This is a genomic window from Superficieibacter electus (genome assembly GCF_002915575.1).
GTDB classification, from domain to species: Bacteria; Pseudomonadota; Gammaproteobacteria; order Enterobacterales; family Enterobacteriaceae; genus Superficieibacter; species Superficieibacter electus.
The window spans coordinates 36748-59909 of sequence record NZ_PQGD01000007.1; the positions used below are offsets into that span (position 1 = coordinate 36748).

Annotated in this window: 20 protein-coding genes; 15 read left to right on the top strand and 5 right to left on the bottom strand. The window is 54.7% G+C overall.

Features of this window, described 5'->3' with window-relative positions:
• The first annotated feature begins 3 nt into the window (after nucleotides 1-3).
• The 5 genes from CHU32_RS09895 to CHU32_RS09915 all read left to right on the top strand — a co-directional run bounded on the left by CHU32_RS09895 (nucleotide 4) and on the right by CHU32_RS09915 (nucleotide 5225).
• Nucleotides 4-717, top strand: coding sequence for a GntR family transcriptional regulator (locus CHU32_RS09895; RefSeq protein ID WP_103677074.1), 714 nt, complete (start codon nucleotides 4-6; stop codon nucleotides 715-717).
• Nucleotides 718-740: 23 nt separating this feature from the next.
• Nucleotides 741-2540 (top strand): alkaline phosphatase family protein, encoded by a 1800-nt coding sequence (locus CHU32_RS09900; RefSeq protein WP_103750834.1) that lies wholly within the window; start codon nucleotides 741-743, stop codon nucleotides 2538-2540.
• 7 nt (nucleotides 2541-2547) lie between these two features.
• The gene (locus CHU32_RS09905) at nucleotides 2548-3678 is read left to right on the top strand and encodes a mandelate racemase/muconate lactonizing enzyme family protein (protein WP_103677076.1); all 1131 of its coding nucleotides are present in this window, start codon (nucleotides 2548-2550) and stop codon (nucleotides 3676-3678) included.
• Nucleotides 3679-3742: 64 nt separating this feature from the next.
• Nucleotides 3743-4627, top strand: coding sequence for a 2-dehydro-3-deoxygalactonokinase (locus CHU32_RS09910; protein ID WP_103677077.1), 885 nt, complete (start codon nucleotides 3743-3745; stop codon nucleotides 4625-4627).
• On the top strand, nucleotides 4611-5225 hold the full coding sequence (locus CHU32_RS09915) for a 2-dehydro-3-deoxy-6-phosphogalactonate aldolase (RefSeq protein ID WP_103677078.1): 615 nt from the start codon (nucleotides 4611-4613) through the stop codon (nucleotides 5223-5225). Before CHU32_RS09910 ends, CHU32_RS09915 begins: the two co-directional genes overlap by 17 nt.
• A 29-nt stretch (nucleotides 5226-5254) precedes the next feature.
• Here CHU32_RS09915 and CHU32_RS09920 read toward each other — a convergent pair whose 3' ends face one another.
• Nucleotides 5255-6373, bottom strand: coding sequence for an AI-2E family transporter (locus tag CHU32_RS09920; protein WP_103677079.1), 1119 nt, complete (start codon nucleotides 6371-6373; stop codon nucleotides 5255-5257).
• Between the two features lie 428 nt (nucleotides 6374-6801).
• Here CHU32_RS09920 and CHU32_RS09925 point away from each other — a divergent pair, with 428 nt between their 5' ends.
• The 9 genes from CHU32_RS09925 to CHU32_RS09965 all read left to right on the top strand — a co-directional run bounded on the left by CHU32_RS09925 (nucleotide 6802) and on the right by CHU32_RS09965 (nucleotide 17429).
• Nucleotides 6802-6981, top strand: coding sequence for a con-10 family general stress protein (locus CHU32_RS09925; RefSeq protein WP_103677080.1), 180 nt, complete (start codon nucleotides 6802-6804; stop codon nucleotides 6979-6981).
• 163 nt (nucleotides 6982-7144) lie between these two features.
• Nucleotides 7145-7624, top strand: coding sequence for a YciE/YciF ferroxidase family protein (locus CHU32_RS09930; protein ID WP_103677081.1), 480 nt, complete (start codon nucleotides 7145-7147; stop codon nucleotides 7622-7624).
• Between the two features lie 305 nt (nucleotides 7625-7929).
• A complete protein-coding gene (locus CHU32_RS09935) occupies nucleotides 7930-9018 on the top strand; it encodes a YncE family protein (protein ID WP_103750835.1) in 1089 nt (362 codons plus the stop codon).
• 55 nt (nucleotides 9019-9073) lie between these two features.
• A complete protein-coding gene (locus CHU32_RS09940) occupies nucleotides 9074-11269 on the top strand; it encodes a TonB-dependent receptor (RefSeq protein WP_103750836.1) in 2196 nt (731 codons plus the stop codon).
• Between the two features lie 116 nt (nucleotides 11270-11385).
• Complete coding sequence (gene pheP, locus CHU32_RS09945; protein WP_103677084.1) at nucleotides 11386-12777, top strand: phenylalanine transporter; 1392 nt, start codon at nucleotides 11386-11388, stop codon at nucleotides 12775-12777.
• A 199-nt stretch (nucleotides 12778-12976) separates the two neighbouring features.
• The gene (locus tag CHU32_RS09950) at nucleotides 12977-14182 is read left to right on the top strand and encodes an MFS transporter (RefSeq protein WP_176691684.1); all 1206 of its coding nucleotides are present in this window, start codon (nucleotides 12977-12979) and stop codon (nucleotides 14180-14182) included.
• A 15-nt stretch (nucleotides 14183-14197) separates the two neighbouring features.
• Nucleotides 14198-15226, top strand: a complete 1029-nt coding sequence (locus tag CHU32_RS09955) for a sugar phosphate isomerase/epimerase family protein (protein ID WP_103677086.1) — start codon at nucleotides 14198-14200, stop codon at nucleotides 15224-15226.
• Nucleotides 15223-16371 (top strand): Gfo/Idh/MocA family protein, encoded by a 1149-nt coding sequence (locus CHU32_RS09960; RefSeq protein WP_103677087.1) that lies wholly within the window; start codon nucleotides 15223-15225, stop codon nucleotides 16369-16371. Before CHU32_RS09955 ends, CHU32_RS09960 begins: the two co-directional genes overlap by 4 nt.
• Nucleotides 16372-16448: 77 nt before the next feature.
• Nucleotides 16449-17429 (top strand): LacI family DNA-binding transcriptional regulator, encoded by a 981-nt coding sequence (locus CHU32_RS09965; RefSeq protein WP_103677088.1) that lies wholly within the window; start codon nucleotides 16449-16451, stop codon nucleotides 17427-17429.
• On the opposite strand, the gene CHU32_RS09970 is transcribed toward CHU32_RS09965, so the two are convergent.
• From CHU32_RS09970 to CHU32_RS09980, 3 genes are all read right to left on the bottom strand, one after another.
• On the bottom strand, nucleotides 17426-18862 hold the full coding sequence (locus CHU32_RS09970; protein ID WP_103677089.1) for a porin family protein: 1437 nt from the start codon (nucleotides 18860-18862) through the stop codon (nucleotides 17426-17428). The two genes, CHU32_RS09965 and CHU32_RS09970, sit on opposite strands and share 4 nt — an antisense overlap.
• A 36-nt stretch (nucleotides 18863-18898) precedes the next feature.
• Nucleotides 18899-19639 carry a Slam-dependent surface lipoprotein gene (locus CHU32_RS09975; protein ID WP_176691681.1) on the bottom strand — a complete coding sequence of 247 codons (741 nt, stop codon included), beginning with the start codon at nucleotides 19637-19639 and terminating at the stop codon, nucleotides 18899-18901.
• A 272-nt stretch (nucleotides 19640-19911) separates the two neighbouring features.
• Nucleotides 19912-21351, bottom strand: coding sequence for an MFS transporter (locus tag CHU32_RS09980; protein WP_103677091.1), 1440 nt, complete (start codon nucleotides 21349-21351; stop codon nucleotides 19912-19914).
• A gap of 107 nt (nucleotides 21352-21458) precedes the next feature.
• On the opposite strand from CHU32_RS09980, the gene CHU32_RS09985 reads away from it, so the two are divergent.
• Complete coding sequence (locus CHU32_RS09985) at nucleotides 21459-22331, top strand: helix-turn-helix transcriptional regulator (protein WP_176691682.1); 873 nt, start codon at nucleotides 21459-21461, stop codon at nucleotides 22329-22331.
• A 124-nt stretch (nucleotides 22332-22455) separates the two neighbouring features.
• On the opposite strand, the gene nfsB is transcribed toward CHU32_RS09985, so the two are convergent.
• Entirely contained in the window at nucleotides 22456-23109 is a 654-nt protein-coding gene (nfsB, locus tag CHU32_RS09990) for an oxygen-insensitive NAD(P)H nitroreductase (protein ID WP_103677092.1), read from the bottom strand.
• Nucleotides 23110-23162: the final 53 nt, after the last annotated feature.

Below are 23162 nucleotides of genomic sequence, written 5' to 3' on the forward strand. Positions count from 1 at the left end.
ATTATGGTGATAGCAGATACCCCTGAAATTAAAAGATCGTTGAGTCTGGTAGCCTATGACGAAATTAAAACAATGATCCTTAATTTGCATCTTAAACCCGGCGCGTCAATTACCGAAATGTGGCTTATTGAAAGGCTACAAATGAGCCGCACGCCTATCCGCGAAGCGCTGTATCGACTTCAGCAGGAACATTTTGTCGAGCTGGCACCGCGTAAAGGCTGGTTTGTCAGCGAGATAAAACTTAACGATATTAAAGAGCTGTATGTCATTCGTGAAGCGCTTGAGGGGATCTCTGCCCGTCATGCGGCAGAGCGAATCAGTGACGAAGAGCTGCTAAAAATGGAGCGCTACCTGGACTCATTACAGGTACTGCTGGAGCAGGATGAAGAGTCAGTAGACGATCCAGGCGATTCTATTCATAGCTTGATCTTCCGCTTTTCCGGTAATGACTTAATAAACGAAGTGATGTGTATTCACCTTGAGCGCCTGCAAATGTTTCATTTGATCACCAGCAGTCTGCCGGGCAGAAAATATCAGTCGTGGGTTGAACACCGGGAAATATTTTTTGCGCTAAAAGCGCGTGATGGCGAACGGGCTGAAAGTGTTATGCGCCAGCATATTCGCAGCAGTCTGGAAAGCCTGTTACAGAGCTTAATTGAAAATAAAATCGACTATCAAAAGGCAATCAGTCAGTCACGCCCTGCTCAGTTGAAATAGCGAACACGACGAAGGAGTCAGAAATGAAAAAAGTTATTCTTTTCGGTGTAGATGGGTTATCGATGCCCTTGCTGCAACGTTACGCCGGGGAAGGCGCATTACCGCATATTGCACAAATGCTCAGGCAGGGCGCGGCGACTGAACTGCTGCCCTTTATCTCCGCCTGGGGCGACATCAACTTTGTGACCTTTCTGAGCGGTCAGGCGGTTGGCACGTCGTGGACAGGGCAGGGGATGGCGCAGGACAACGCACGCACCGGCAATTTGCTTGCGCAGATGAGTAAGAAGGATTTACGCGCCGCGCTGGTGCACTTCCCGGAAACCGTTAGCGCCGGTACTGCGCATTTTAGCTACGCGCCTTACTGGGGACGTAGCGAAGCCTGGCCGGCGGAAATCTTTAAGCCTATGGGTTACACCACCCATTACGCGGCGCGGACGGCTGACAAGCAGGTGAAAATGCAAAAACTCGGCTGGCCGCCGAACGGCGCGCTGGCCTATCACGACAAAGGCGCATGGCAGCCGTTAACCAAAACAACGGAAGGCTATCAGTTTACGTTGCGCGGTAATCAGGGCGAAACCCTGGACGCGACGCTGATTTCAGGTACACAACCTGTATTACGGATAGCCGATGGTACGCTGGAACTGAAGCCGCAATGCTGGAGCGACTGGATCAACATTGATGCCGCGGGTACCCCCTGCCGGGTGCGCTTTTATGTTGGCGCGTTCGATCCGCAAAAGGAGGATGTTGAAATCCTGCAAAGCCAGGTCACGCATCCCGAACGGCTGTCGGCATCCCCGCAGGCAGATGCTCTGGTAAGTGCTTCTGCGCCGTTTTACAGCAAATGGGTCGTTAAAGCCTCGCCGGAAGAAGCCTATTTGCCCGCCACGCTTCAGGAGGCGGAAGAGCAGTCGCTGTGGCTGGTCGATAACGCGCTGGAGTTGACCCAGCGGCAGAATTATTCCCTGTGGGCGACCGTTCACCGCCTTGTGGACGAGTCTCACCATAACTGCCTTGGGCAGTGCGATCCGGCCTCGCCGTTTTACGATCCCACACAGGCGGCGCGTTACGATGATGTCATGCGCCAGTGCTATCAGGTGCTCGACCGCTCCATCGGCAAACTGATGCAGGAGATGGATGACGAGACGGTACTGATGCTGGCTTCCGATCACGGCGCGGTACCTAACAGTTATATGTGCGATATCTATCGCTATCTGGAAAAACATCAGCTGGTGGTGCTCAACGAGGATGGTCTGCCGGACATGGCGAAAAGCCAGCTGTACCTGAAAGATGAGCGCGGCGGTCTGGAAATTTTCGTTAATCTCGCCGGACGAGAAGCCTCTGGCATCGTCAGCGAGCAGGACTACGAGGCGGTATGCGCCCGCACGCTGCTGGCGCTGGGCAACTGGCAGGTGGAAGACAACGGCGTGATGCGTAACGCCGTCAGCCTTGCGCTGTTAAAAGACGATGCCGTGGGTATCGGCTTCTGGGGCGACTGTGCGGGCGATATTGTCTTCGCCTATAACACTGGCTTCGTCTGGGGTGTTAGTCAGGGTAAAGAGGACATTTGCCCGGTGGAAGTGCCGGGAGCGAATCATGGCCCGCAAAAACCGACCGCTGCAACCACGCTCTCTAATAACTATGGCGCGCTTCTGATGTATGGCGCGGGCGTGCGTCAGGGGTATTACCGCGATCGTAAAACGCTGGGACCGCACACTATGACCGACCCGGCCGCCACCATTGCGCATCTGCTCGGGCTGCCGCTGGCGACGCTGGATGGACGCGTTATGCACGATATGATCTTGTCACCGAACGAAGGCGCGTGAGGACACTATGAAAATTACTGCGGTAAAAACACATCTGCTGTCAGCAACGTTAAAAGAACCCTTTTCGTACTCGCGCGCCCGTTACGGCACACGTACCGCCATGCTGGTGGAAATTGAAACCGACGAGGGCATTTGCGGCTGGGGCGAATGCTACGGCCCGGCGCGGATCACCCAGGCTGTGGTCGATGAACTGGGCAGCATGATTATCGGCAGCGATCCGCTAAACAGCGAGTTCATCTGGCAGGATCTGTATGCCCGCCTTCGCGATCACGGGCAGAAAGGACTGCTGATTGAAGGGCTGAGCGGCATTGATATTGCTCTGTGGGACATTCGCGGCAAATATTTTGACGTTCCGGCGTATACCTTACTCGGCGGCCAGCTGCGCAGCGAAGTACAGGCCTATGCGACCGGGCTTTACCGCCGGGATAGCGGCAACGCGACGGAGTACCTTGCCGAAGAAGCCGCCAGCTACGTTGAACAGGGCTTCCGGGCAATGAAGCTGAAAGTGGGCTTTGGCGTGGAGGAGGATTATCACATTACCCGTACCATCCGCGAGACCATTGGTGACAATGTAGCGCTGATGATCGATGCCAACCATGCCTATGATGCGGTCGCTGCCATTGCGCTGGCGCGTAAAGTTGAACCGCTGGATATCGCCTGCTTTGAAGAGCCAGTGCCGCCGGAAGATCTCGACGGCTACTGTCGGGTTAAAGCGGCGACATCCATTCCCATTGCCGGTGGCGAGTGCGAGTTTACCCGCTACGGATTTAAAAATGTGATCGCCGCGCAGGCGATGGACATCCTCCAGCCCGATATTTGCGCCGCAGGCGGGCTTAGCGAGTGCAAAAAAATTGCCGATATGGCGCAGGCATTTGGTATTCGCACCAATCCACACGTCTGGGGCAGCGGCGTGGGAATTGCTGCCTCTTTGCAATGGATGGCGCTGGTGCCAACCCATACTCCCGTATCCCTTAACCCTGCGCAGCCGCTGCTTGAATTCGACCAGACCGAGCACCCGATCCGCCAGGCGATTCTGCAAAGCCCGATTACCCACGATCGGGGCGTGGTGCAGATCCCGTCCGCGCCAGGATTAGGCATCGACATCAACCGTGACGCGCTGGCGTTTTTTAAACGGTAAACCGGAATGGCGTTTCGCTACATTACGCTGGCGAAACGCGCTTCATCAGGAGCGGTCAGTACACATGACAGAGAATTATATTGCGGTTGACTGGGGATCGACGCACCTGCGCGCCTGGCATGTCCGTGAGGGCATCTGCGTCGACAGTCGCCAGAAGGAAGCCGGGATCACGCGGCTGGCGGGCCGGCATCCGGGTGAGATCCTCAATGAGATCACCGACGGCTGGCAAGCATCGCCGACGCCGGTGGTTATGGCGGGCATGATAGGCAGCCAGCAGGGCTGGAAAAATGTGCCGTATTTGCCCTGTCCGTTGCCGCTGGGCAATCTTGCTCACCACCTGTGCCCGGTGGGGGACGATGTATGGATTGTCCCCGGCGTGAGCATCGACAACGAAGACGGGTGCAATATCATGCGTGGTGAGGAGACTCAGCTTGCAGGGGCGTGGCAGCTGGCTCCGGCGTCGTTGTATATCCTGCCCGGCACCCACTGCAAATGGGCGCAGGTGGATCACGGCTGCCTGACGGGCTTTAAGACCGTCATGACGGGAGAGCTGCATCATTTACTGATGACTCACTCGCTGATTAGCAAGGCGCTGCCGCCACAAATGACCGACCGACACGCCTTTATGGCGGGACTGGAGCACGGCCTTAATGATACGGAACTCCTGCCGCATTTATTCGACATTCGTGCCGCGTGGGTGTTGGGAAAACTGGCTCAGGAGGTGGTTAGCGAACGGCTATCCGGTCTGCTCATCGGGGCGGAAATTGCGCAAATGCAACGAATTTATCGCACTGACAGCGGTCAGCGTATCGTGATCGTGGGTGGCGAACAACTGGCTATGCGCTACCACACGGCGCTCAGTCAAATCGATATTGATGCTGAAATCGTCTCCGGCGAGGCGGCTTTTCAGCAGGGCATAAGGAGCATCATCAATGCACGACGCAGTTAACCCGGCGCTAATCGCTATTCTGCGTGGGATTGAGCCTGAAACGGTATTGAACCATGTAGAGGCGCTACTGGACGCTGGTTTTACAGCCATTGAAATCCCCACAAACTCTCCGCGCTGGCAGGATAGCGTGGCCAGCGTGGTGAACGCCTTTCCCGGACGTGGGGTATTTGGCGCAGGGACGGTACTTACTGTAGGCCAGGTTGATGAACTGGCGTCGCTGGGAGGGCAGATGGTGGTGACGCCGAACGTCAACCCGGCGGTCATTCGCCGCAGCAGAGAACACGGCATGAACGTTTATGCAGGCTGCGCCACCGCCTCGGAGGCGTTTGTCGCTCTTGAGAACGGCGCGCAGGCGCTAAAAATTTTTCCCGCCGCGTGCTTTGGCCCGGCGTATATTTGCGCATTGAAAGCGGTGTTACCTGCCAGCGTGCCAGTACTGGCCGTGGGCGGCGTCACCCCGGAAAATCTGCATGACTGGTTAAAAGCCGGCTGTGCCGGAGCAGGATTAGGCAGCGATCTCTATCGTGCCGGGCAATCGGTCGAAGAAACCCGTGCCAGAGCACAGGCGTTTATCACTGCCTGGCATCAGCAGCGATAAAGGGCGCGGCCGTGCCGCCCCCTTCAACATTATTTCTCCTCAACCTCCGGGTGATTCAACCCTTCTTCAATCACAATCTCATCGATTTCATCCGCATTACCCGGATGGTCTCGCCCGGAGAGCAGGTTCCAGCAGGCGATAAACAGCGCGGCGATCAGCGGCCCGATAACAAAGCCATTAATGCCGTAGACCTCCAGCCCGCCCAGCGTAGTGATTAAAATCAGGTAATCCGGCATTTTGGTATCTTTACCCACCAGCAGCGGGCGCAGGATGTTGTCCGCCAGGCCGACAATCACCACGAAGAAGCCAATCATGAAAAATCCCTGCCATAACTGGCCGGTAGCAAAGAGATAAATCGTGGCAGGCACCCAGATGATGGCCGAACCGACGGCGGGCACCAGCGACAAAAATGCCATCAGCGCGCCCCACAAAATGCTGCCGTCAATGCCGACGATATAAAACGCCAGTCCGCCAAGTACACCCTGGACGATAGCTACCACCACCGTGCCTTTAACGGTAGCGCGCGATACGGCGGCAAATTTGGCAAACAGATGATGCTTCATGTATTTCGACAAGGGCAGTGCTTCCAGCGTCAGGCGTACCAGATACGGGCCATCCTTGAGCAGGAAAAACAGCAGATACAGCATGATGCCGAAACTGATGGTAAAGCCAAACGTCCCTTTACCAATCAGAAACGCGCTGCCTGCCAGATACTGACCCCCTTTAAGCGCGACGCCGGACAGCTTTTGCTGGATCTGGGTGGCGTTATCCAGATCATGCTCGGCGAGGAAATGACGCGCCCACGCGGGCAGATGTTCAAACAGACCGGCAATGACCACCGGAAATTGGGTGTTATGCTGCTGCAACTTGCCATAAACCAGATTAATTTCAATCGCTAGCGATGAAAGGATCACCGCCAGTGGGGTGAAAACGATCAGGCAAATGATGACCAGAGTCAGGAGGGAAGCCAGTACGTTTCTGTCGGCGAGTTTATCGCGCAGTTTGTTTTTAAGCGGATAAAAAATAATCGCCAGAATAGCGGCCCATAAAATGGCTGAATAGTAGGGAGCAAGGACATCGAAGAAAGCCCAGGTGACGATAACCAGTATCAGAATGAAAAAGCCTTTGGTCAGACCCTTGAATCGCATAAGTACGTCCTGTAAGTACCATCGTTAACAATGGGTAAAGTATAGATACAAACCTGTCATATGCCTGAAATCTGGCGGTTTGAGTGCGCTACCAGTAAGGCGTCAAAAAAGAGAAAGGGTGCATTTTATTATCTTTTTACATTTTAAAACCAGTGACAGGCTAACCGTTTGATTCCTCGTTATTAACGTCCAATAAAGTGTTAATAAAACCAGAAATACTCAAAAAGGTTATTTGTAAATGATTATTCTGCCGCTTCGTCCAGGTTACTGGCAGGCTTATCTTTTTTGCGTCAAGCTAAGATTGCTCTGAGACTAAACCCTGTTTTTCTCACCTTGCGAAGTTATCCGCAGCGGCTAGTATTAACTCTGCATTCGCAAGGGCACCGGCCCTGATTTATTAACCATAAACATGTAATGAGGTAATTATTATGACTCAACATCGTGGCGGTTCAGGTAATTTCGCAGAAGACAAAAACCGTGCAGCAGAAGCCGGACGTAAAGGCGGTCAGCAGAGCGGTGGTAACTTCAAAAACGACCCACAGCGCGCGTCTGAAGCGGGCAAGAAGGGTGGTAAGAATAGCCATAGCGGCGGTCGTTCGTCCTCATAGCATAAATAGTTTTATATAGTACCTTAATCAATCCAGCAGGTTATGGTTTAAAAGTAGCAACACTGCTGTACTGATTAACTGGCTATAAATTGTTAATAATAGTGGCACCTCTCTCTTTATCAGGGGTGCCATTTTATCTGTTATTTACGACGAGGTAATAATTATGCCAGCGGTAAAAAGTCTAAATGATTTATTCATTCACGAATTGTCAGATATTTACAGCGCCGAAAAACAAATTACCCGTGCCCTGCCCAAAATGGCAAGAGCGGCCACCTCGCCGAAATTAGTCGCTGCTTTTGAAGCGCACCTTGAAGAAACGCGGGGCCAAATTGAAAGAATCGATCAACTGGTGGAAGTCACCGAAGGTGTGCGCATCAAACGTATGAAGTGTCATGCGCTTGAAGGGCTGGCAGAAGAAGCGCAGGAAATTATCGAATCCGTTGAGGCAGGCGAGCTGCGCGACGCTGGTCTGATTGGGGCCGCCCAGAAAGTTGAACACTATGAAATCGCTTCTTACGGTACGCTGAGAACGCTGGCGCTTAAACTGGGCTATAAAGAAGCGGCAAAGCTGCTTGACGAAACCCTGAAAGAAGAGAAAGACACCGACAGCAAACTGACCGTGATTGCCGAAGGCGGCAAATAAATCCCTTCCTCCGGCAGCGCGTCGCTGCCGGTTACTCCTTGTTTTATCGCCTTTATCCCTTTCAAAATATTTCCTGCCGTTAATCCCTGTAACAATTAGGCTTGATAATACAAAGAGAATGAGTATAGTTCTCATTCTCTTTGTTATTCGCAGGCGCGATATGGACCTTCCTGCACAACAGTGAACGCTTTCACAGGGAAACACTGAGGCACACGGTGGAGCGCGCACGAATGACCGGAACGAAAAATCATAATCCGGGAATGCCTCCACGTTTTTGCGTATTTCGAAGGTGAAGGATTTCCCTGATGAAAATGAAAATCTCCGCCCTGGCGCTACTGATGACCGTCGCGCTAAGCGGCTGCACGGCTCAACAGACCTCAGCCACCAACCCCGCTGCTGAACCCCAGAACACGACTGCCGCCGCACAGCCCGCTAATGTGCAGAAACGCGATCTGGCGGATGGCCTGTATGAAATGGCCCTCAGCCCGAAAGGCGACGCGCTGTACGTTGCCAGTTCTGAAGGCTTCAAGGATGTGCAGGGTGGCGTGGTTTATAAACTCGATCCGCGCACGCTGAAAACCATCGGTGCCAGCCATACCGACCTGAAAAACTTCGCGCTTGCTCTGTCCGACGACGGACAAACTCTGTATGTCACCAATTCGCTGGACGGCGGCGTCAGTGCCATCAATACCGCCGACGGTAAAGTCAAAAATCGCATTCTGTTCCCGGAGCGTAATGACGAAGGTTTCCCTTACGGCGCGCGTCAGATCCTGCTGCATAACAACACGCTGTACGTTGGCGCAGTGGCCGATCCGGCCATCATCTGGGTGGTTGATGCGAAAACGCTGAAGCTGAAAACCCGCATCAAAAACACCGGTAAATGGATGACCGGTCTGCACTATTCTGAAAAAACCGATCGTCTGTATGCGGCCAACGGCGGCGGCGAGATCCTGGTCATTAACCCGCGTACCAATCGCGTTGAACACCGCTGGAAACCGCTGGGCGACAAACCGGCGCTGCTGCTGAATATCGCGGAAGACAGCGAAACCGGCCGTCTGTTCGTCACCGATAACTCGAAAGCTAAAACGACGCTGGTGCTCAATATCCAGACTGGTGAAGTCATCAAGCAGCTTGATATCGGGGATTCGCTGTCGGTCAAATTTAATGCCAAACGTAACGAAATTTACGTCTCCCGTCGCGACGGCGGCAAGGTGCTCAGCCTGGACGGCACATCGTATGCCGTTAAGCAGTCTTGGGATCTGCCACCTAACCCGAACAGCCTGGAGCTTTCTGCCGATGGACAAACGCTGTTTGTCACCGTCAAGCAGAAGTTCAACAAAGACCATTCAACCAGCGGACCCGATAGCGTTGTCCGTATTGATTTGAATAAATAAACATCCGGCCCGGAAGCGGGCCTTTTTTTCACTTTTCCTTTTTTTAGAGTGAGTTATGCACAACACCAACGTTTCATTCCCGCTGCGTAAAACGCTGCTTGCCCTGGCCATCGGCGCGGCAAGCCATACTGCGATGGCTGCCACCGCAGATACCAGCAACGCTAAAGAAGACACCATTGTGGTTCAGGCGACGCCGCAGGCGGATTTCACGCCAGGCGGCAACGATCTGGTTCCCGCTTACCTCGACGGACAAATTGCCCACGGCGGACGTCTGGGGATACTCGGCGAGCAAAAAGCAATGGATGTGCCGTTTAACGTCATCGGCTACACCTCGAAGCTGGTTCAGGATCAGCAGGCGAAAACCATTGCTGATGTGGTCAGCAATGATGCAGGGGTTCAGGCGGTGCAGGGTTACGGTAACTATGCTGAAACCTATCGTATTCGCGGCTTTAAGCTGGACGGCGATGACATGACCTTCGGCGGCCTGCCGGGCGTGGTCCCGCGTCAGGTGATGGATACGCAAATGCTGGAACGCATTGAGATCTTTAAAGGTGCTAACTCACTGGTTAATGGCGCGGCGACCAGCGGCGTGGGTGGGATGATCAACCTTGAACCGAAGCGTGCGCAGGATACGCCGAACGCGACCGTAGGCGTGGATTATACCTCAGACTCCCAGGTTGGCGGTACGGTCGATGCCGGACGTCGCTTTGGTGACAACAACCAGTTTGGCGCGCGCGTCAACCTCGTGCATCGTGAAGGCGAAACGGCAGTCGAAGATGATAAACACCGCACCACGCTTGCTGCCATCGGCCTCGATTACCGTGGTGACCGCCTGCGCTCCTCGCTGGACTTTGGTTACCAGAAAAAAACTTTCCACGGCGGTGAAACCGGTCTGAACATCAGCGGCGTCGATTTCATTCCGCGCGTACCCGATCCGACCAAAAACTACAGCCAGAAATGGGCCTTCAGCGATATCGAAAACGAATTCGGGATGGCAAAAAGCGAATACGATCTGACCGACAACTGGACGGCCTATGCCGCGCTTGGCATGCAGCACGCGCATGAAACCGGCGTTTACAGCGGACCAAAACTGCTTAACGCCAACGGCGATGCCACTGCCGGTCGTCTGGATACCAACCGTATTACCGATGCCTACAGCGGCATGGGCGGCCTGCGCGGTGATTTCGACACCGGCTTTGTTTCCCATAAGGTTAACGTCGGTTACTCGGCGCAAATCGAAAAAGATAAAACCGCGTGGACGATGTCGTCCGTAAACCCGACCACTAATATCTATGACAATCATCCGGTGCCGATCCCGGAAAATACAAGCTTTGGCGGCAACTACTCCGATCCGCTGACCACCACCCGTAACCGCACCCAGGGCTGGCTGCTGAGCGATACCCTTGGCGTGCTGGACGATCAATTGCTGTTTACCGTTGGCGCACGTCATCAGAAAGTCGTGGTACGTAACTACAGCAATGCTGATGGTTCAGAAGACACCGCCAGCCGCTACACCGAGAGCCGCTGGATGCCGACCTATGGCGTGGTGTACAAACCGTGGGAAGAGCTTTCCCTGTATGCTAACCATACCGAAGCGCTCCAGCCGGGGACCGTGGCACCGAAAACCGCCGCTAACTATGGCAAAAGCACCGGCATCGCGCACTCGAAACAAAACGAAGTGGGCGTGAAAGTCGATTTCGACCGCGTTGGTGGCTCGCTGTCGCTGTTTGAGATTAAAAAGCCCTCTGCGCTTCAGGACACTGTCACTAACATCTACGCGCTGGACGGCGAGCAACGTAACCGTGGCGTTGAGCTGAACGTGTTTGGCGAGCCGACGCTGGGGTTGCGTCTGAACGGCAGCACCGTCTGGCTGGACCCGGAAATGACCAAAACCAAAGGCGGCGTGAATAACGGTAAAGACGCCATTGGCGTGCCGCGCTTCTACATGGTGCTCGGCGCGGAATATGACATCAAACCGGTGGACGGCCTGACGGCGACCGCGAGAGTCAACCATTCCGGTTCGCAGTATGCGAATGCCACCAATACCAAAAAGCTGGACGACTATACCACCCTGGATCTCGGCGTGCGCTACCGTATGCACCTGAACCAGGAGAAGAACGACATGGTGTTACGTGTCGGCGTGGATAACGTCACCAACGAGAAATACTGGTCAGGCGTGGAAGATAACGGTACCTACATTTTTGAAGGCGAACCGCGCACGGTCAAAGTCTCCATGAGCTACGACTTCTGATCCTCAGAGCACCTCGTAAGGCGGGCAGGGATGCCCGTTCTTGCCATGTAACTTGAAGTATGATGTCTATCAGTGTTAAAAGATGCGCCTTATTACAAATAGCACAGGGGTAGGGCGTGAAAAACGCGTCACTGACATCCGCGCATTCTGCGGATGCGTCTTCGGAAAATAATCCAGCATTACACCGGGGTTTACAAAACCGACATATTCAATTGATCGCGCTGGGCGGCGCTATCGGCACCGGCCTGTTCCTTGGCATTGGTCCGGCGATCCAGATGGCAGGACCGGCGGTGGTGCTGGGCTACGCTATCGCCGGGATTATCGCTTTCCTCATTATGCGCCAGCTTGGCGAGATGGTGGTTGAAGAACCGGTCTCCGGCTCCTTCGCCCATTTTGCTTACAAATACTGGGGGCCGTTTGCTGGCTTCCTCTCCGGCTGGAACTACTGGGTCATGTTTGTGCTGGTCGGCATGGCGGAACTGACGGCAGCGGGCATCTACATGCAATACTGGCTGCCGGACGTACCGACCTGGATTTGGGCCGCCGCATTCTTCATCATCATTAATGCCATTAACCTGGTGAACGTGCGTCTCTACGGCGAGACCGAGTTCTGGTTTGCACTGATTAAGGTCCTTGCCATTATCGGGATGATTGGCTTTGGCATCTGGATGCTGGTTTCCGGTCACGGCGGCGCGCGCGCCAGCCTCAATAACCTGTGGGTGCACGGCGGTTTTCTGGCCACTGGCTGGCATGGTCTGATCCTGTCGCTGGCGGTGATTATGTTCTCTTTCGGCGGTCTGGAGCTTATAGGTATTACCGCCGCGGAAGCGCGCGACCCGGAAAAATCGATTCCCAAAGCGGTGAACCAGGTGGTTTATCGTATTTTGCTTTTCTATATTGGCTCGCTGGTGGTGTTGCTGGCGCTTTATCCGTGGATGGATATCAAATCCAACAGCAGCCCGTTTGTGATGATTTTTCACGATCTGGACAGTAACTTGGTCGCCTCTGCGCTGAACATGGTTATCCTCGTGGCGTCACTATCGGTGTATAACAGCGGTGTTTATTCCAACAGCCGGATGCTGTTCGGCCTCTCCGTACAGGGCAACGCGCCGAAATTCCTGACCCGCATCAGCCGCCGCGGCGTGCCGGTCAACTCCCTGCTGCTTTCAGGCGGCATTACCTCGCTGGTGGTGCTGATCAATTACCTGTTACCAAAACAGGCTTTTGGCCTGCTGATGGCGCTGGTGGTGGCGACGCTGCTGCTGAACTGGATAATGATCTGCCTGGCGCACCTTAAATTCCGCGCCGCCATGCGCCGTAAAGGGCGGCTGCCGAAGTTTAAAGCGCTGCTTTCTCCCGCCAGCAACTATATCTGCATTGCCTTTCTGCTGATGATCCTCGGGTTGATGTGTACGATGGAAGAGATGCGTTTGTCGGCGATTCTGCTGCCGATTTGGGTGGTATTCCTGTTTATTGCTTTCAAGTGCCTGCGTCGTAAAGCGAATTAATTCTCCCCGTCTCGCTGCCTGCCAGCGAGACAATCTCCTCTTCCATTATTACTGTGAGCCAGTTCGCGGATCTGTTATCTATCGCAGGATCTTTATTTTGTAATCGATTACTTTTGTCTTAATGGTCTTTGTAATCGATTACTTTTAAAGGTGGAGCGAAAAAATGGTCACTACAACGGAAACCAACGGCAGAGGAGGCGTGCACTATCGCCTGCTGGTGCCGCGTCTGTCATTAATGATGTTTTTACAATTCTTTATCTGGGGAAGCTGGTCGGTAACGCTTGGGCTGGTGATGACGCAGCACAACATGTCGCTATTGATTGGCGATGCATTCTCCGCCGGACCGATTGCCTCTATTCTCTCACCGTTCGTGCTGGGCATGCTGGTAGATCGCTTCTTTGCCTCGCAGAAGGTGATGGCGGTAATGCACGTGCTCGGGGCGATCATCCTGTGGTTCGTGCCGCAGGCGCTGGTAGCCCAGAACGGCGCATTGCTGATTGGCCTGCTATTTGGTTATACGCTGTGCTACATGCCGACGCTGGCGTTGACGAATAACATTGCGTTTCACAGCCTGGCGAATATCGATAAAACCTTCCCGGTGGTTCGCGTTTTCGGCACCATCGGCTGGATTGTGGCGGGGATTTTTATCGGCGTGACGGGCATCTCCGACACCACCGGCATCTTTACGCTGGCGGCAGTGTGCTCGGTCGTATTGGCGCTGTATAGCCTTACGCTGCCGCACACCCCCGCTCCGGCGAAAGGGCTGCCGATCAAGGTGCGCGATCTGTTTTGCGCCGACGCCTTCGCGCTGCTCAAAACGCGCCACTTCTTTATCTTCTCGCTGTGCGCCACGCTGATCTCCGTGCCGCTCGGTACCTATTATGCCTACACCGCGTCATACCTTTCCGATGCCGGCGTCGCCGATGTCAGTACCGCCATGTCGTTCGGGCAGATGTCGGAAATCTTCTTTATGCTGGTGATCCCGCTGCTGTTCCGTCGTCTTGGCGTTAAATACATGCTGCTGATCGGCATGCTCGCGTGGTTCGTGCGCTATGCGCTGTTTGCGCTGGGTGTCAGTGAGGAAGGGCGCATGCTGCTGTATCTCGGCATCCTGCTGCACGGCGTTTGCTACGATTTCTTCTTCGTCGTTGGCTTTATTTATACCGACCGCGTAGCGGGCGAAAAAGTCAAAGGCCAGGCACAAAGCATGATTGTCATGTTCACCTACGGTATCGGGATGCTGCTCGGCTCGCAGATTTCCGGTGCGCTCTATAACCGGCTGGTCGCCGGGCAAACCGTGCCGCAGGCATGGGTGACGTTCTGGTGGATACCGGCGATTGCCGCCGCGGTTATTGCATTCATTTTCCTTTTCTCTTTCCGCTATAACGAGAAAGAGTCTGCGTAATTTCTGGAGGGGTTTATGAGAACCATTAAGGGACCGGGTATTTTTTTATCGCAGTTTCTCGGTGAACAGCCGCCGTTCAATACCCTGGAAGGTCTGGCAGGCTGGGCGGCAGGACTGGGCTACAAAGCGCTACAGATCCCGTGTCATAACCAGGCTATTTTTGATTTGCCGCGGGCAGCAGAAAGCCAGACCTACTGCGATGAGATCGCCGGGAAACTGGCGGAGCATGGGCTGGTTATCAGCGAACTGTCCACTCATCTGGAAGGGCAACTGGTGGCGGTGCATCCTGCTTATGATGCCGCGTTTGACGGTTTCGCGCCGCCGGAGGTGCACGGCAACGCGCAGGCTCGCCAGAGCTGGGCGACGGCGACGCTTAAACAGGCCGCCGCCGCCTCGGCGCGCCTCGGCCTGACAGCCCACGCCACCTTCTCCGGCGCGCTGGCGTGGCCGTATTTTTATCCGTGGCCGCCGCATAATGCGCAACTGCTGGAACAGGCGTTTGACGAGCTGGCCCGTCGCTGGCGACCCATCCTCGACTGTTTTGATGAGCACGGTGTGGATGTATGCTATGAAATCCATCCGGGGGAAGATCTGCACGATGGCGTGACGTTCGAGCGTTTTCTGCAAAAAGTCGATAACCATCCGCGCTGCAATATGCTCTACGATCCGAGTCATTTATTGTTGCAACACATCGACTACCTGACGTGGATCGATATTTATCATTCCCGGATCAAAGCTTTTCACGTCAAAGACGCCGAGTACCGCCAGAATGGCCGCAGCGGTGTCTATGGCGGCTACCAGCCGTGGCTTGCGCGGGCAGGACGTTTCCGTTCGCTGGGCGACGGGCAGGTCGATTTCAAAACTATTTTTAGCAAACTGACGCAGTATGATTATCCCGGATGGGCGGTGCTGGAATGGGAATGCTGCCTGAAAGAGAGCGAAACGGGCGCTCGCGAGGGCAGTGAGTTTATTCGACGCCATATTATTCCGGTGTCTGCCCATGCTTTTGATGATTTCGCCGCGGGTAACGAGGTGCGTAAATGATCAAGGTCGGTATTATCGGTAGCGGTTTTATTGGCCCGGCACATCTCGAAGCGTTGCGTCGGTTGGGGGATGTTGAGGTGGTGGCGTTGTGCGACAGTACCCTTGACGCCGCGCAGCAGAAAGCACGGGCGCTGAATGTGCCCCATGCTTATGACAGTGTGGCAGCGCTACTGGCGCATCCGGGGCTGCAGGTGGTACATAATTGTACGCCGAATCATCTGCACGCCGCGATTAACCGGCAGATCCTGCAGGCCGGGAAGCACGTTTTCTCTGAGAAACCGCTGTGCATGACCGGCGAAGAAGCGCGGGAACTGGTGCAACTGGCGGAGCAGGCTGGTGTGGTGCATGGCGTCAGCTTTGTCTATCGCCAGTTTGCCATGGTGCAGCAGGCGGCCAGTATGCGCCGTGCGGGAAGTGTCGGGAGCATTTTTTCGGCCCACGGTAGCTATTTACAGGACTGGATGCTGCTGGAAACTGACTATAACTGGCGGGTAGACGCTAAGCAGGGCGGCGCATCGCGCACAGTAGCAGATATCGGCTCTCACTGGTGCGATACCATCCAGTTTGTTACAGGCAAGCAGATTGTTGAGGTAATGGCCGACCTGTCGATTGTCTGGCCGACACGCAAGGCGAGTGTGACGGGCGCAGCAACGTTCAATCAGGATAGCGGCAACGCCCGCTATGAAGACCGTCCGGTATCTACCGAAGATATGGGGTCTATCCTGTTTCGTTTTGAGGACGGGAGTAAGGGCTGTTTTCACGTTTCGCAAGTCAGCGCGGGGCGCAAAAACCGGCTTAATTTTGAGATTAACGGCAGCGCCTGCTCGCTGGCGTGGGATCAGGAAATACCGCAGCACTTGTGGGTAGGCCAGCGTTCACAGCCGAATCAGTTGCTCAGCGACGATCCGGGACTGATGAACGCCGACGTTGCCGCCAGTGCGCATTTCCCCGGCGGTCATATCGAAGGCTGGCCGGATGCTTTTAAAAATATGCTCGGGCAGTTTTATCAGGCGGTAAGGGAAGGGCGTAAGCCCGTACGTTCTGATACTTTTGCCTCGTTTTATGATGGCGCAAACGTAATGTATTTGATTGAGGCGATTGTTAAAAGTCATCAACAACAGCGCTGGGTACGCGTTGAGCCGTGAATCATTGCCCGGTTCGCCGGGCAATACATTTATGATAACCTGCCATTATCAACGCTAATGCAGGGTTTGCCGTCACTATGTCCATCCAAAAAATAGCCCGTCTCGCCGGCGTCTCGGTGGCGACGGTATCGCGCGTGCTCAACAACAGCGATACTGTCAAAGCGAAAAACCGTGAGCGCGTGCTGGCGGCAATTGCGGAAAGTAATTACCAGCCCAATCTGCTGGCGCGGCAATTGCGTACCGCGCGCAGTTACATGATTCTGGTGATGGTCTCCAACATTGCTAACCCCTTTTGTGCGGCGGTGGTGAAAGGCATTGAAGAAGAGGCGGAGAAAAACGGCTATCGTATTCTGCTGTGTAACTCCGGTTCAGACATTGAACGCTCGCGCTCGGGCCTGACGCTGCTTTCCGGTAAAATCGTTGACGGTATCATTACGATGGATGCCTTCTCTAAGCTGCCGGAGCTGGCAACGCTGATTGGTGACGCGCCGTGGGTTCAGTGCGCGGAATATGCCGACAGCGGCGCGGTTTCCTGCGTGGGTATTAACGATGTCGATGCCGCACAGCATGTGGTTTCCTGGCTGGCTGACAAAGGCCGACAGCGTATCGCCCTGATTAACCACGATCTACATTATAAATATGCCCGCCTGCGCGAGCGCGGCTATAAAAGTGTGATCCATACGCGTGAGCTGGTGTATCAGTCGGTCGAATATGCCAGCGAACTTAGTGCCGCAGCAGGGAAAGCCGCCGCCGAAAGGCTGCTGGCAGCAGAAACGCGCCCCGACGCGATCTTTGCGGTTTCTGATACGCTTGCCGCCGGTGCTATCAGGGCGATTGAGCAGGCCGGGTTACGGGTGCCGGAGGATGTTGCGGTAGTCGGTTTCGACGGTACCGATCTGGCCGAGATGATCACCCCGCAGCTCACGACCATCGAGCAACCCTCGCATGAGATTGGCCGTAAGGCGGTCGGGCTGCTGCTGACTAAAATCGATAATCCCGACTCCAGCACCGAACGGGTTATGATGGCGTGGCAATTAACCCCGCGCGCCAGCGCCTAGAAGCGTTTATCCAGGGTTAAATACACGTTCCTCTGGGTATAGTCATAGAAATCGATGTTGCTGCTCACCTTCTTATAGACAAAATTCAGCTTTGGCATCACCGACATAAAATGCAGGTCGCGATGCCAGAGTGACAGCATGCCAATCTGCTCGTTATCCTGGCGGCGAACGCCAAAAATGTCGTTATCGGCATCGTAATGCCGTCTGGCAAGTGCGCCCATCAGCCCGGCGGAAATCCCCCATGGCAGATCGGCTTCCAGCCCGCTGCGCAAGCTATAGCGCTGGTTCGTTTCGCTGTCAGTGGTGGTATTTTGCCAGGCAACGTCGCCGCCTGCGAACACTGACAGTCGCGCGTTAACCACGTGCGACAGCGTGGTCGAGACGTAGCGATTATCACCAGCTAAAAAATCATACTGCGAATTATCGTAATGCAGCTTCTGGTATTCCAGTACCTGACTAATTTGCCACGCCGGGGAGAGTAAATAGCTGTACTCCATGCGCATGCCCGGTCCGGACGAATAGTCCTCGGTACCGTACCAGCGTTTCTCATAAAACGGCAGCACAGAGAGCTGCTGGCGAAAATCCTGCCAGCGATAACCGGCGTACAGGCGGCTGGTAATATCGTCAAAGCGATGGTTATTCCAGTAGCTTTTACCCGTCACTGTACCAAGAAAACGCAGCGAATGCCGGTCATAAAGAGGCACATCTTTTTGCAGCGCACCGTTAAACCAGAAGCCTTCGCCGCGCTGCGGGTACGCCTCTTTATTGCGGATAAACAGCCTGTCGCCGATGCGAATATATTTACCGGTCGAGGCATTATTGACGTTGCTGTCATTGAGATAGCTCACGCTAAGGTTGCCGGTCAGGCGATCCTGTGACTGGATACGCTGAAGGTAAGCGTTGATCCGTTGCGTGACTTCCGGCGGCGGGCTGGTGCTTTTTACCCGCTCAAAGTTATATTCCGCCGCATCAAACTGCCGGTCCTCGTACAGCGCACGGGCCAGATCGAGACGCACGGCGGCAAAATCAGGATGCTCACCGAGAATTGCGCGATAGTTTTCGATTGCCTCGCCGTAGTGACCTTCACTGCGTGCTAATCCGGCTTTCGCATAGTGGATAAGCACGCTATCCGGCGAAGCAGAGCGTTCATAGACCGGGAGAATACTTTTGACGATCGGCCACGCTTCATCGCGTACTGCCTGGTCCAGCAGTGCTTTTGCCAACGCGGGCTGTGCCGCAAGCTGTTGATTAGACACGTGCAGCATGTTGCCGGAAACCTTTTCGCTCGCGGCTTTTGGCGTTAAACGTTCAAAATTCGGCGACGCCGGGATCATGGTGTTGTCGTCAGGAGCCGCCGTGGCGACGCCCGGTAAACAGAGCGTGAATAGCAGGGAGCGCAGGCGCAGGGAGGACATACCGCAGATTACCATCATCAGGAAAACCGGCCAGTTATGCTGGCCGGTAAAGTATTATTGTTTTGTTGCGCCAAACGACGCGCTTTTGCTGGTATCCGCAAATTCTGCGATGCCGCCCAGCTCTTCAGCGGCAGGGCCATTAAAGTGACCGACGAAAGTACCGTTCTCACCGCCGGACTGCGCATTACCATTAAAGCCACCGTCGACGATATTCCCTTGCATGGCCACCGCTGAACCAAAGTCGTCGTTGCCGGTGATATTACCGTTAATGGTTTTCGCTGCGAAATCAACGTTGAAGCTGGCATCGGTACGCACGCCGTCGCGCATCCCGGAACCTACATAGGTCGCGCTGCCCTGCGTCGGCACGTTAGCGGCGGCGGTGCCTTCGCCGCTGTAGAATACGCCGTGCTCGCCTTTTTCCTGCGATGTCCAGCTACCGAACAGGGTGTAGCTCATGGGTCCGCAACACCAACTGGTACTAGAGACTTTCGTGTCGTCTGCTTTGACCAGGCTTTCCGTCCAGGTACCGCCAAAAGTAATACCGTCACGGCGCATCTGATATTCATTACCATCTGGCGTAGTGTAAGTGACACCGGAGACACTCCCCAGCGTGGCTTTACTTTCCGGTGGCGATTGCGGCTGCTCCGGTGCAGGCGTCGTTCCGTTATCAGGCTGAGTCGGCGTAGTCGTTTGCGGTGGGGTCGAGTCGTTATCATGGTGACCGCCGCCACCGCCTCCTCCACAGGCAGCAAGTACAAGAACGGAAAGTAAAATCGCAGGTTTAAGGTGAGTCATAATAAACATCCTGTTTCAGAGGAAATGTGCCGACGAGGAAAAGGAATTTGTGGACATATTAAGACATATTTTTTTACATAAATTATAGGAATTATCCTGGATGGCGGGCGTGGTGGCGGAGTGTGTAAAGGGAAACGTAAAGGTGGAATTATAACTCAATGAAATTAATAACTTTTATAAAAATATGGTAGAGCAGGATTATCCGCGCACCCTAATAATTGGTAGGGAAAATAACCCCGCGAAGATATTATTTTTCCGCGCGGGGCAAGCTCTTATCCTTTAATTTGCATACACCGATTATCCACAGCAATAAAAAGTCGCTGGCGGTACAGCACGGCAACAATCGCTAATATCACCATCATCACCACTTCTACACCAAGGAATCCAGCCATTGCCTGCGGGTAGTGTCCATTTCCCTGGCGCGCTATTGCCAGATACAGTGACCCAAGAACAGCTGGCCCTAACCCGAGCGTCGCCTGTTGCAACGTGCTCAGGATCGCGCTGCCTGCTCCGGCGTCGCAGGCGCTGATATCTTTCATCCCAACCCGATAAAAACTGTTTACTATCAATGCCTGCCCGTAACCAATTAACACGGTGGATGGCACCAGCAATAGCGTGGTGGTGGCGCTGTCAAAACGCCAGAAGGTGAACATCAGCGCCAGTAGCCCCAATATCTGCACCGTCAGACCCGTCAGCAGAATGCGCCCGGTGCTGTAGCGGGCAATCAAGCGCGGGGCATACAGTGCGGAAACAAAATAGGCGATACCCAGTGCGATAAAACTGTTGCCGGACTGCCAGGGAGCCATACCCAGCCCTTTTTGCATCGTCAGCGCCATGCAGAACATAAACCCCGACCAGGCGCTGAAGAACAGCAGAGCGATAACCATCCCAAAGCGGATACTGGCAAGCTGAAGCAGGCGCGGCGGCAGAAGAGGTTGCCTGCCCTGCGATTCCTGACGACGTGCGCTGGCCCGCATCCACAGCCCCAGCGGTATCATCGCTAATAGCGCGGCCTGTGTTGGCCATGGCCAGTGTAGTTCTGGCCCGAGCGCCAGGGGGAACAGCAGACAGCAAAGGATCGCCGCCAGTAAAAAGGTACCCTGCCAGTCAATACGCGACGCTTGTTCTCGACGCGTCTCCGGGACATAACGTCGGGTCAGCGCCAGCACGACCAGGCAAATCGGGACATTAATAAAGAAGGCGTTACGCCAGCCCAGCCCGGCAATATCCGCAGACACCAGCCAGCCGCCGCCCATCTGCCCAACGATAAAAGCAATCCCGCCGATCCCACCATACAGACTGATTGCCCGCGCATGAGCTGGACCTTTGAGGGTAACGTGCAGGGTGGCAAGGATCTGCGGCACAATCAGCGCCGCGCCTGCGCCCTGTATAATACGTGCGCCCAGCAGTTGCGTAATCGTCGTTGCCATTCCGCACAGCAATGAGGCCACGCCAAAGGCCGCCACGCCCCACATAAACAGGCGGCGTCGACCATAGTTGTCGCCAAGTTTACTGCCCATCGCCAGACATACGGCGAAGGCTACGCCGTAGAGCGCGACAATGAGTTCAAGCTGGGTCGCGCTGGCATGTAACGATTCGGTAATCGACTCCAGCGCTACGTTGGTAATTGAGGTGTCAATCAGCGGCAGCATCTGGCCGGTTAACAGTAGAATCAGGGCCGCCCGGCCCGGTGAAACAGCAGACGTATTCATGGTCACTCCATTGCGTCATACAACGATGGGGCGTAGCATCGCTGAATTAAAAAACCGGTACCAGTTCTTGCTTATACTGGTACTGGCACTACCCGGCTGGAGAAACCATGAGCCTGATGAGCGACCGTGAAACGTCAGAGATTCTGCAAAATGACACGCGTAAGCAGCTCGGCGCATTTTTGCGCGCGAGGCGGGAAAGTCTCGACCCGCAGCGGCTGGGTATGCCGCGTAGCGGACGGCGGCGTACGCCAGGGCTAAGGCGTGAAGAAGTGGCGATGCTGGCGGATGTTGGCGTCACCTGGTACACCTGGCTGGAGCAGGGGCGAGATGTCAATCCATCCCCGGTGGTACTGAATGCCATTGCTGCCGCCTTACAGTGCTCGCCGCTGGAGACGCGCCACCTGTTTGTGCTGGCGGGATTAACGCCGCAAGAATCATTTCAGCAGCCACCCTGTGAACGTATTAATGCGGGTACCCGGCGGATACTCGACAGCCTGATGCCCCAGCCCGCCAGCATTCAGAAACCCAATTTTGATATTGTGGCGTGGAACGACAGCTTTTGCCGTCTGATGGGCATTGATTTCAGTGCCATGCCGGAGGCTGACCGCAACTGTATTTATCTTTATCTCACTCATCCAGGCTGGCGAAGCCGACTGGGCGATCAAAATATATTATGTAATTACGTATCTTATTTTCGTGCCGCCATGGTGGATCACCGTGGTGATGCCGCATGGGAAAATAAACTGGCGCGCTTTTTTGCCGCCTCGTCGGAGTTTGAAGCAATGTGGCATCAGCGCCATGAAGTACGTGGTGTGGAAAATCAGATCAAAAATTTTACTCATCCGCAAGTGGGATGCTTTAGCTTGCAGCAGATGTACTGGTACTCCGCGCCGCGCAATGGTGCACGACTGCTGGTATATCTGCCGGTCGACGAGGTCGGGGAGAAAGCGCTGGCACGACTGGATGCAGAGGGAGGGTAGCCAATAGCGTTAGTTGATAAGATAAACCTGCCTGATGGCGCTGCGCTTATCAGGCCTACGCTTGCCTTTCATTAAATCACTACGCTTTAAACCTGCATGGCGCGCGATATCGCGCGCCAGAGCATTAGCACTCGGTCAGCGTGGTGCTGAGCGGCAGACGAGATTTCGGCAACGCGGCATTGAAATCCTCCACGCTGTGCTGGCCTACCGGCACGATCACCAGGCTGGTGAAGCCTTTCTCGCGCAGGCCAAATTCCTCATCAAGAATGGCGGCATCAAACCCTTCAATCGGCACGGCGTCCAGGCCCATTGCCGCAACGCCCAGCAGAAAATTACCCACGTTCAGGTAAACCTGTTTCGCCATCCAGTGATGATCGTCTTTTAAATCTTTACGGTGCATATCGGCAAAGAAAGTACGTCCTTTGTGGTTGGCGGCTTTTGCTTCCGGGGTGGCAAAACGGCCATCGGCTTCTTCCTGATCGACCACGCGTTCCAGCCAGGCATCATCCATTGCGGTTTTCGCACAGAAAACCACCACGTGCGAGGCATCAAGCATTTTACGCTCGTTAAAGACGAAGGTGCCGGCAGCGGATTTAGCCACGCGTGCTTTGCCTGCATCGGTCGAGGCCACAATAAAGTGCCACGGCTGAGAATTGGTGCTCGACGGGCTATAGCGCAGCAGCGTTTTCAAATGTTCAGCCTGTTCGGCGGTCAGTTTTTTGCTCGCATCGAATGCCTTGGTGGAATAACGCTTTAAGGCAATTGAAACAATATCCATAATGACTCCTGGTAGTGAAAATGCGCACCGCACCGGTACGCCCGACGCGCAGC

Coding starts and splice junctions, on each gene's coding strand:
- CHU32_RS09970 (WP_103677089.1), bottom strand. CDS start 18,862: ATGATGGTAATCTGCGGTATGTCCTCCCTGCGCCTGCGCTCCCTGCTA.
- CHU32_RS09920 (WP_103677079.1), bottom strand. CDS start 6,373: ATGCGATTCAAGGGTCTGACCAAAGGCTTTTTCATTCTGATACTGGTT.
- CHU32_RS09965 (WP_103677088.1), top strand. CDS start 16,449: ATGTCCATCCAAAAAATAGCCCGTCTCGCCGGCGTCTCGGTGGCGACG.
- CHU32_RS09985 (WP_176691682.1), top strand. CDS start 21,459: ATGAGCCTGATGAGCGACCGTGAAACGTCAGAGATTCTGCAAAATGAC.
- CHU32_RS09915 (WP_103677078.1), top strand. CDS start 4,611: ATGCACGACGCAGTTAACCCGGCGCTAATCGCTATTCTGCGTGGGATT.
- CHU32_RS09925 (WP_103677080.1), top strand. CDS start 6,802: ATGACTCAACATCGTGGCGGTTCAGGTAATTTCGCAGAAGACAAAAAC.
- CHU32_RS09960 (WP_103677087.1), top strand. CDS start 15,223: ATGATCAAGGTCGGTATTATCGGTAGCGGTTTTATTGGCCCGGCACAT.
- CHU32_RS09940 (WP_103750836.1), top strand. CDS start 9,074: ATGCACAACACCAACGTTTCATTCCCGCTGCGTAAAACGCTGCTTGCC.
- CHU32_RS09955 (WP_103677086.1), top strand. CDS start 14,198: ATGAGAACCATTAAGGGACCGGGTATTTTTTTATCGCAGTTTCTCGGT.
- CHU32_RS09980 (WP_103677091.1), bottom strand. CDS start 21,351: ATGAATACGTCTGCTGTTTCACCGGGCCGGGCGGCCCTGATTCTACTG.
- CHU32_RS09930 (WP_103677081.1), top strand. CDS start 7,145: ATGCCAGCGGTAAAAAGTCTAAATGATTTATTCATTCACGAATTGTCA.
- CHU32_RS09905 (WP_103677076.1), top strand. CDS start 2,548: ATGAAAATTACTGCGGTAAAAACACATCTGCTGTCAGCAACGTTAAAA.
- CHU32_RS09975 (WP_176691681.1), bottom strand. CDS start 19,639: ATGACTCACCTTAAACCTGCGATTTTACTTTCCGTTCTTGTACTTGCT.
- CHU32_RS09895 (WP_103677074.1), top strand. CDS start 4: ATGGTGATAGCAGATACCCCTGAAATTAAAAGATCGTTGAGTCTGGTA.
- CHU32_RS09900 (WP_103750834.1), top strand. CDS start 741: ATGAAAAAAGTTATTCTTTTCGGTGTAGATGGGTTATCGATGCCCTTG.
- nfsB (WP_103677092.1), bottom strand. CDS start 23,109: ATGGATATTGTTTCAATTGCCTTAAAGCGTTATTCCACCAAGGCATTC.
- CHU32_RS09910 (WP_103677077.1), top strand. CDS start 3,743: ATGACAGAGAATTATATTGCGGTTGACTGGGGATCGACGCACCTGCGC.
- CHU32_RS09935 (WP_103750835.1), top strand. CDS start 7,930: ATGAAAATGAAAATCTCCGCCCTGGCGCTACTGATGACCGTCGCGCTA.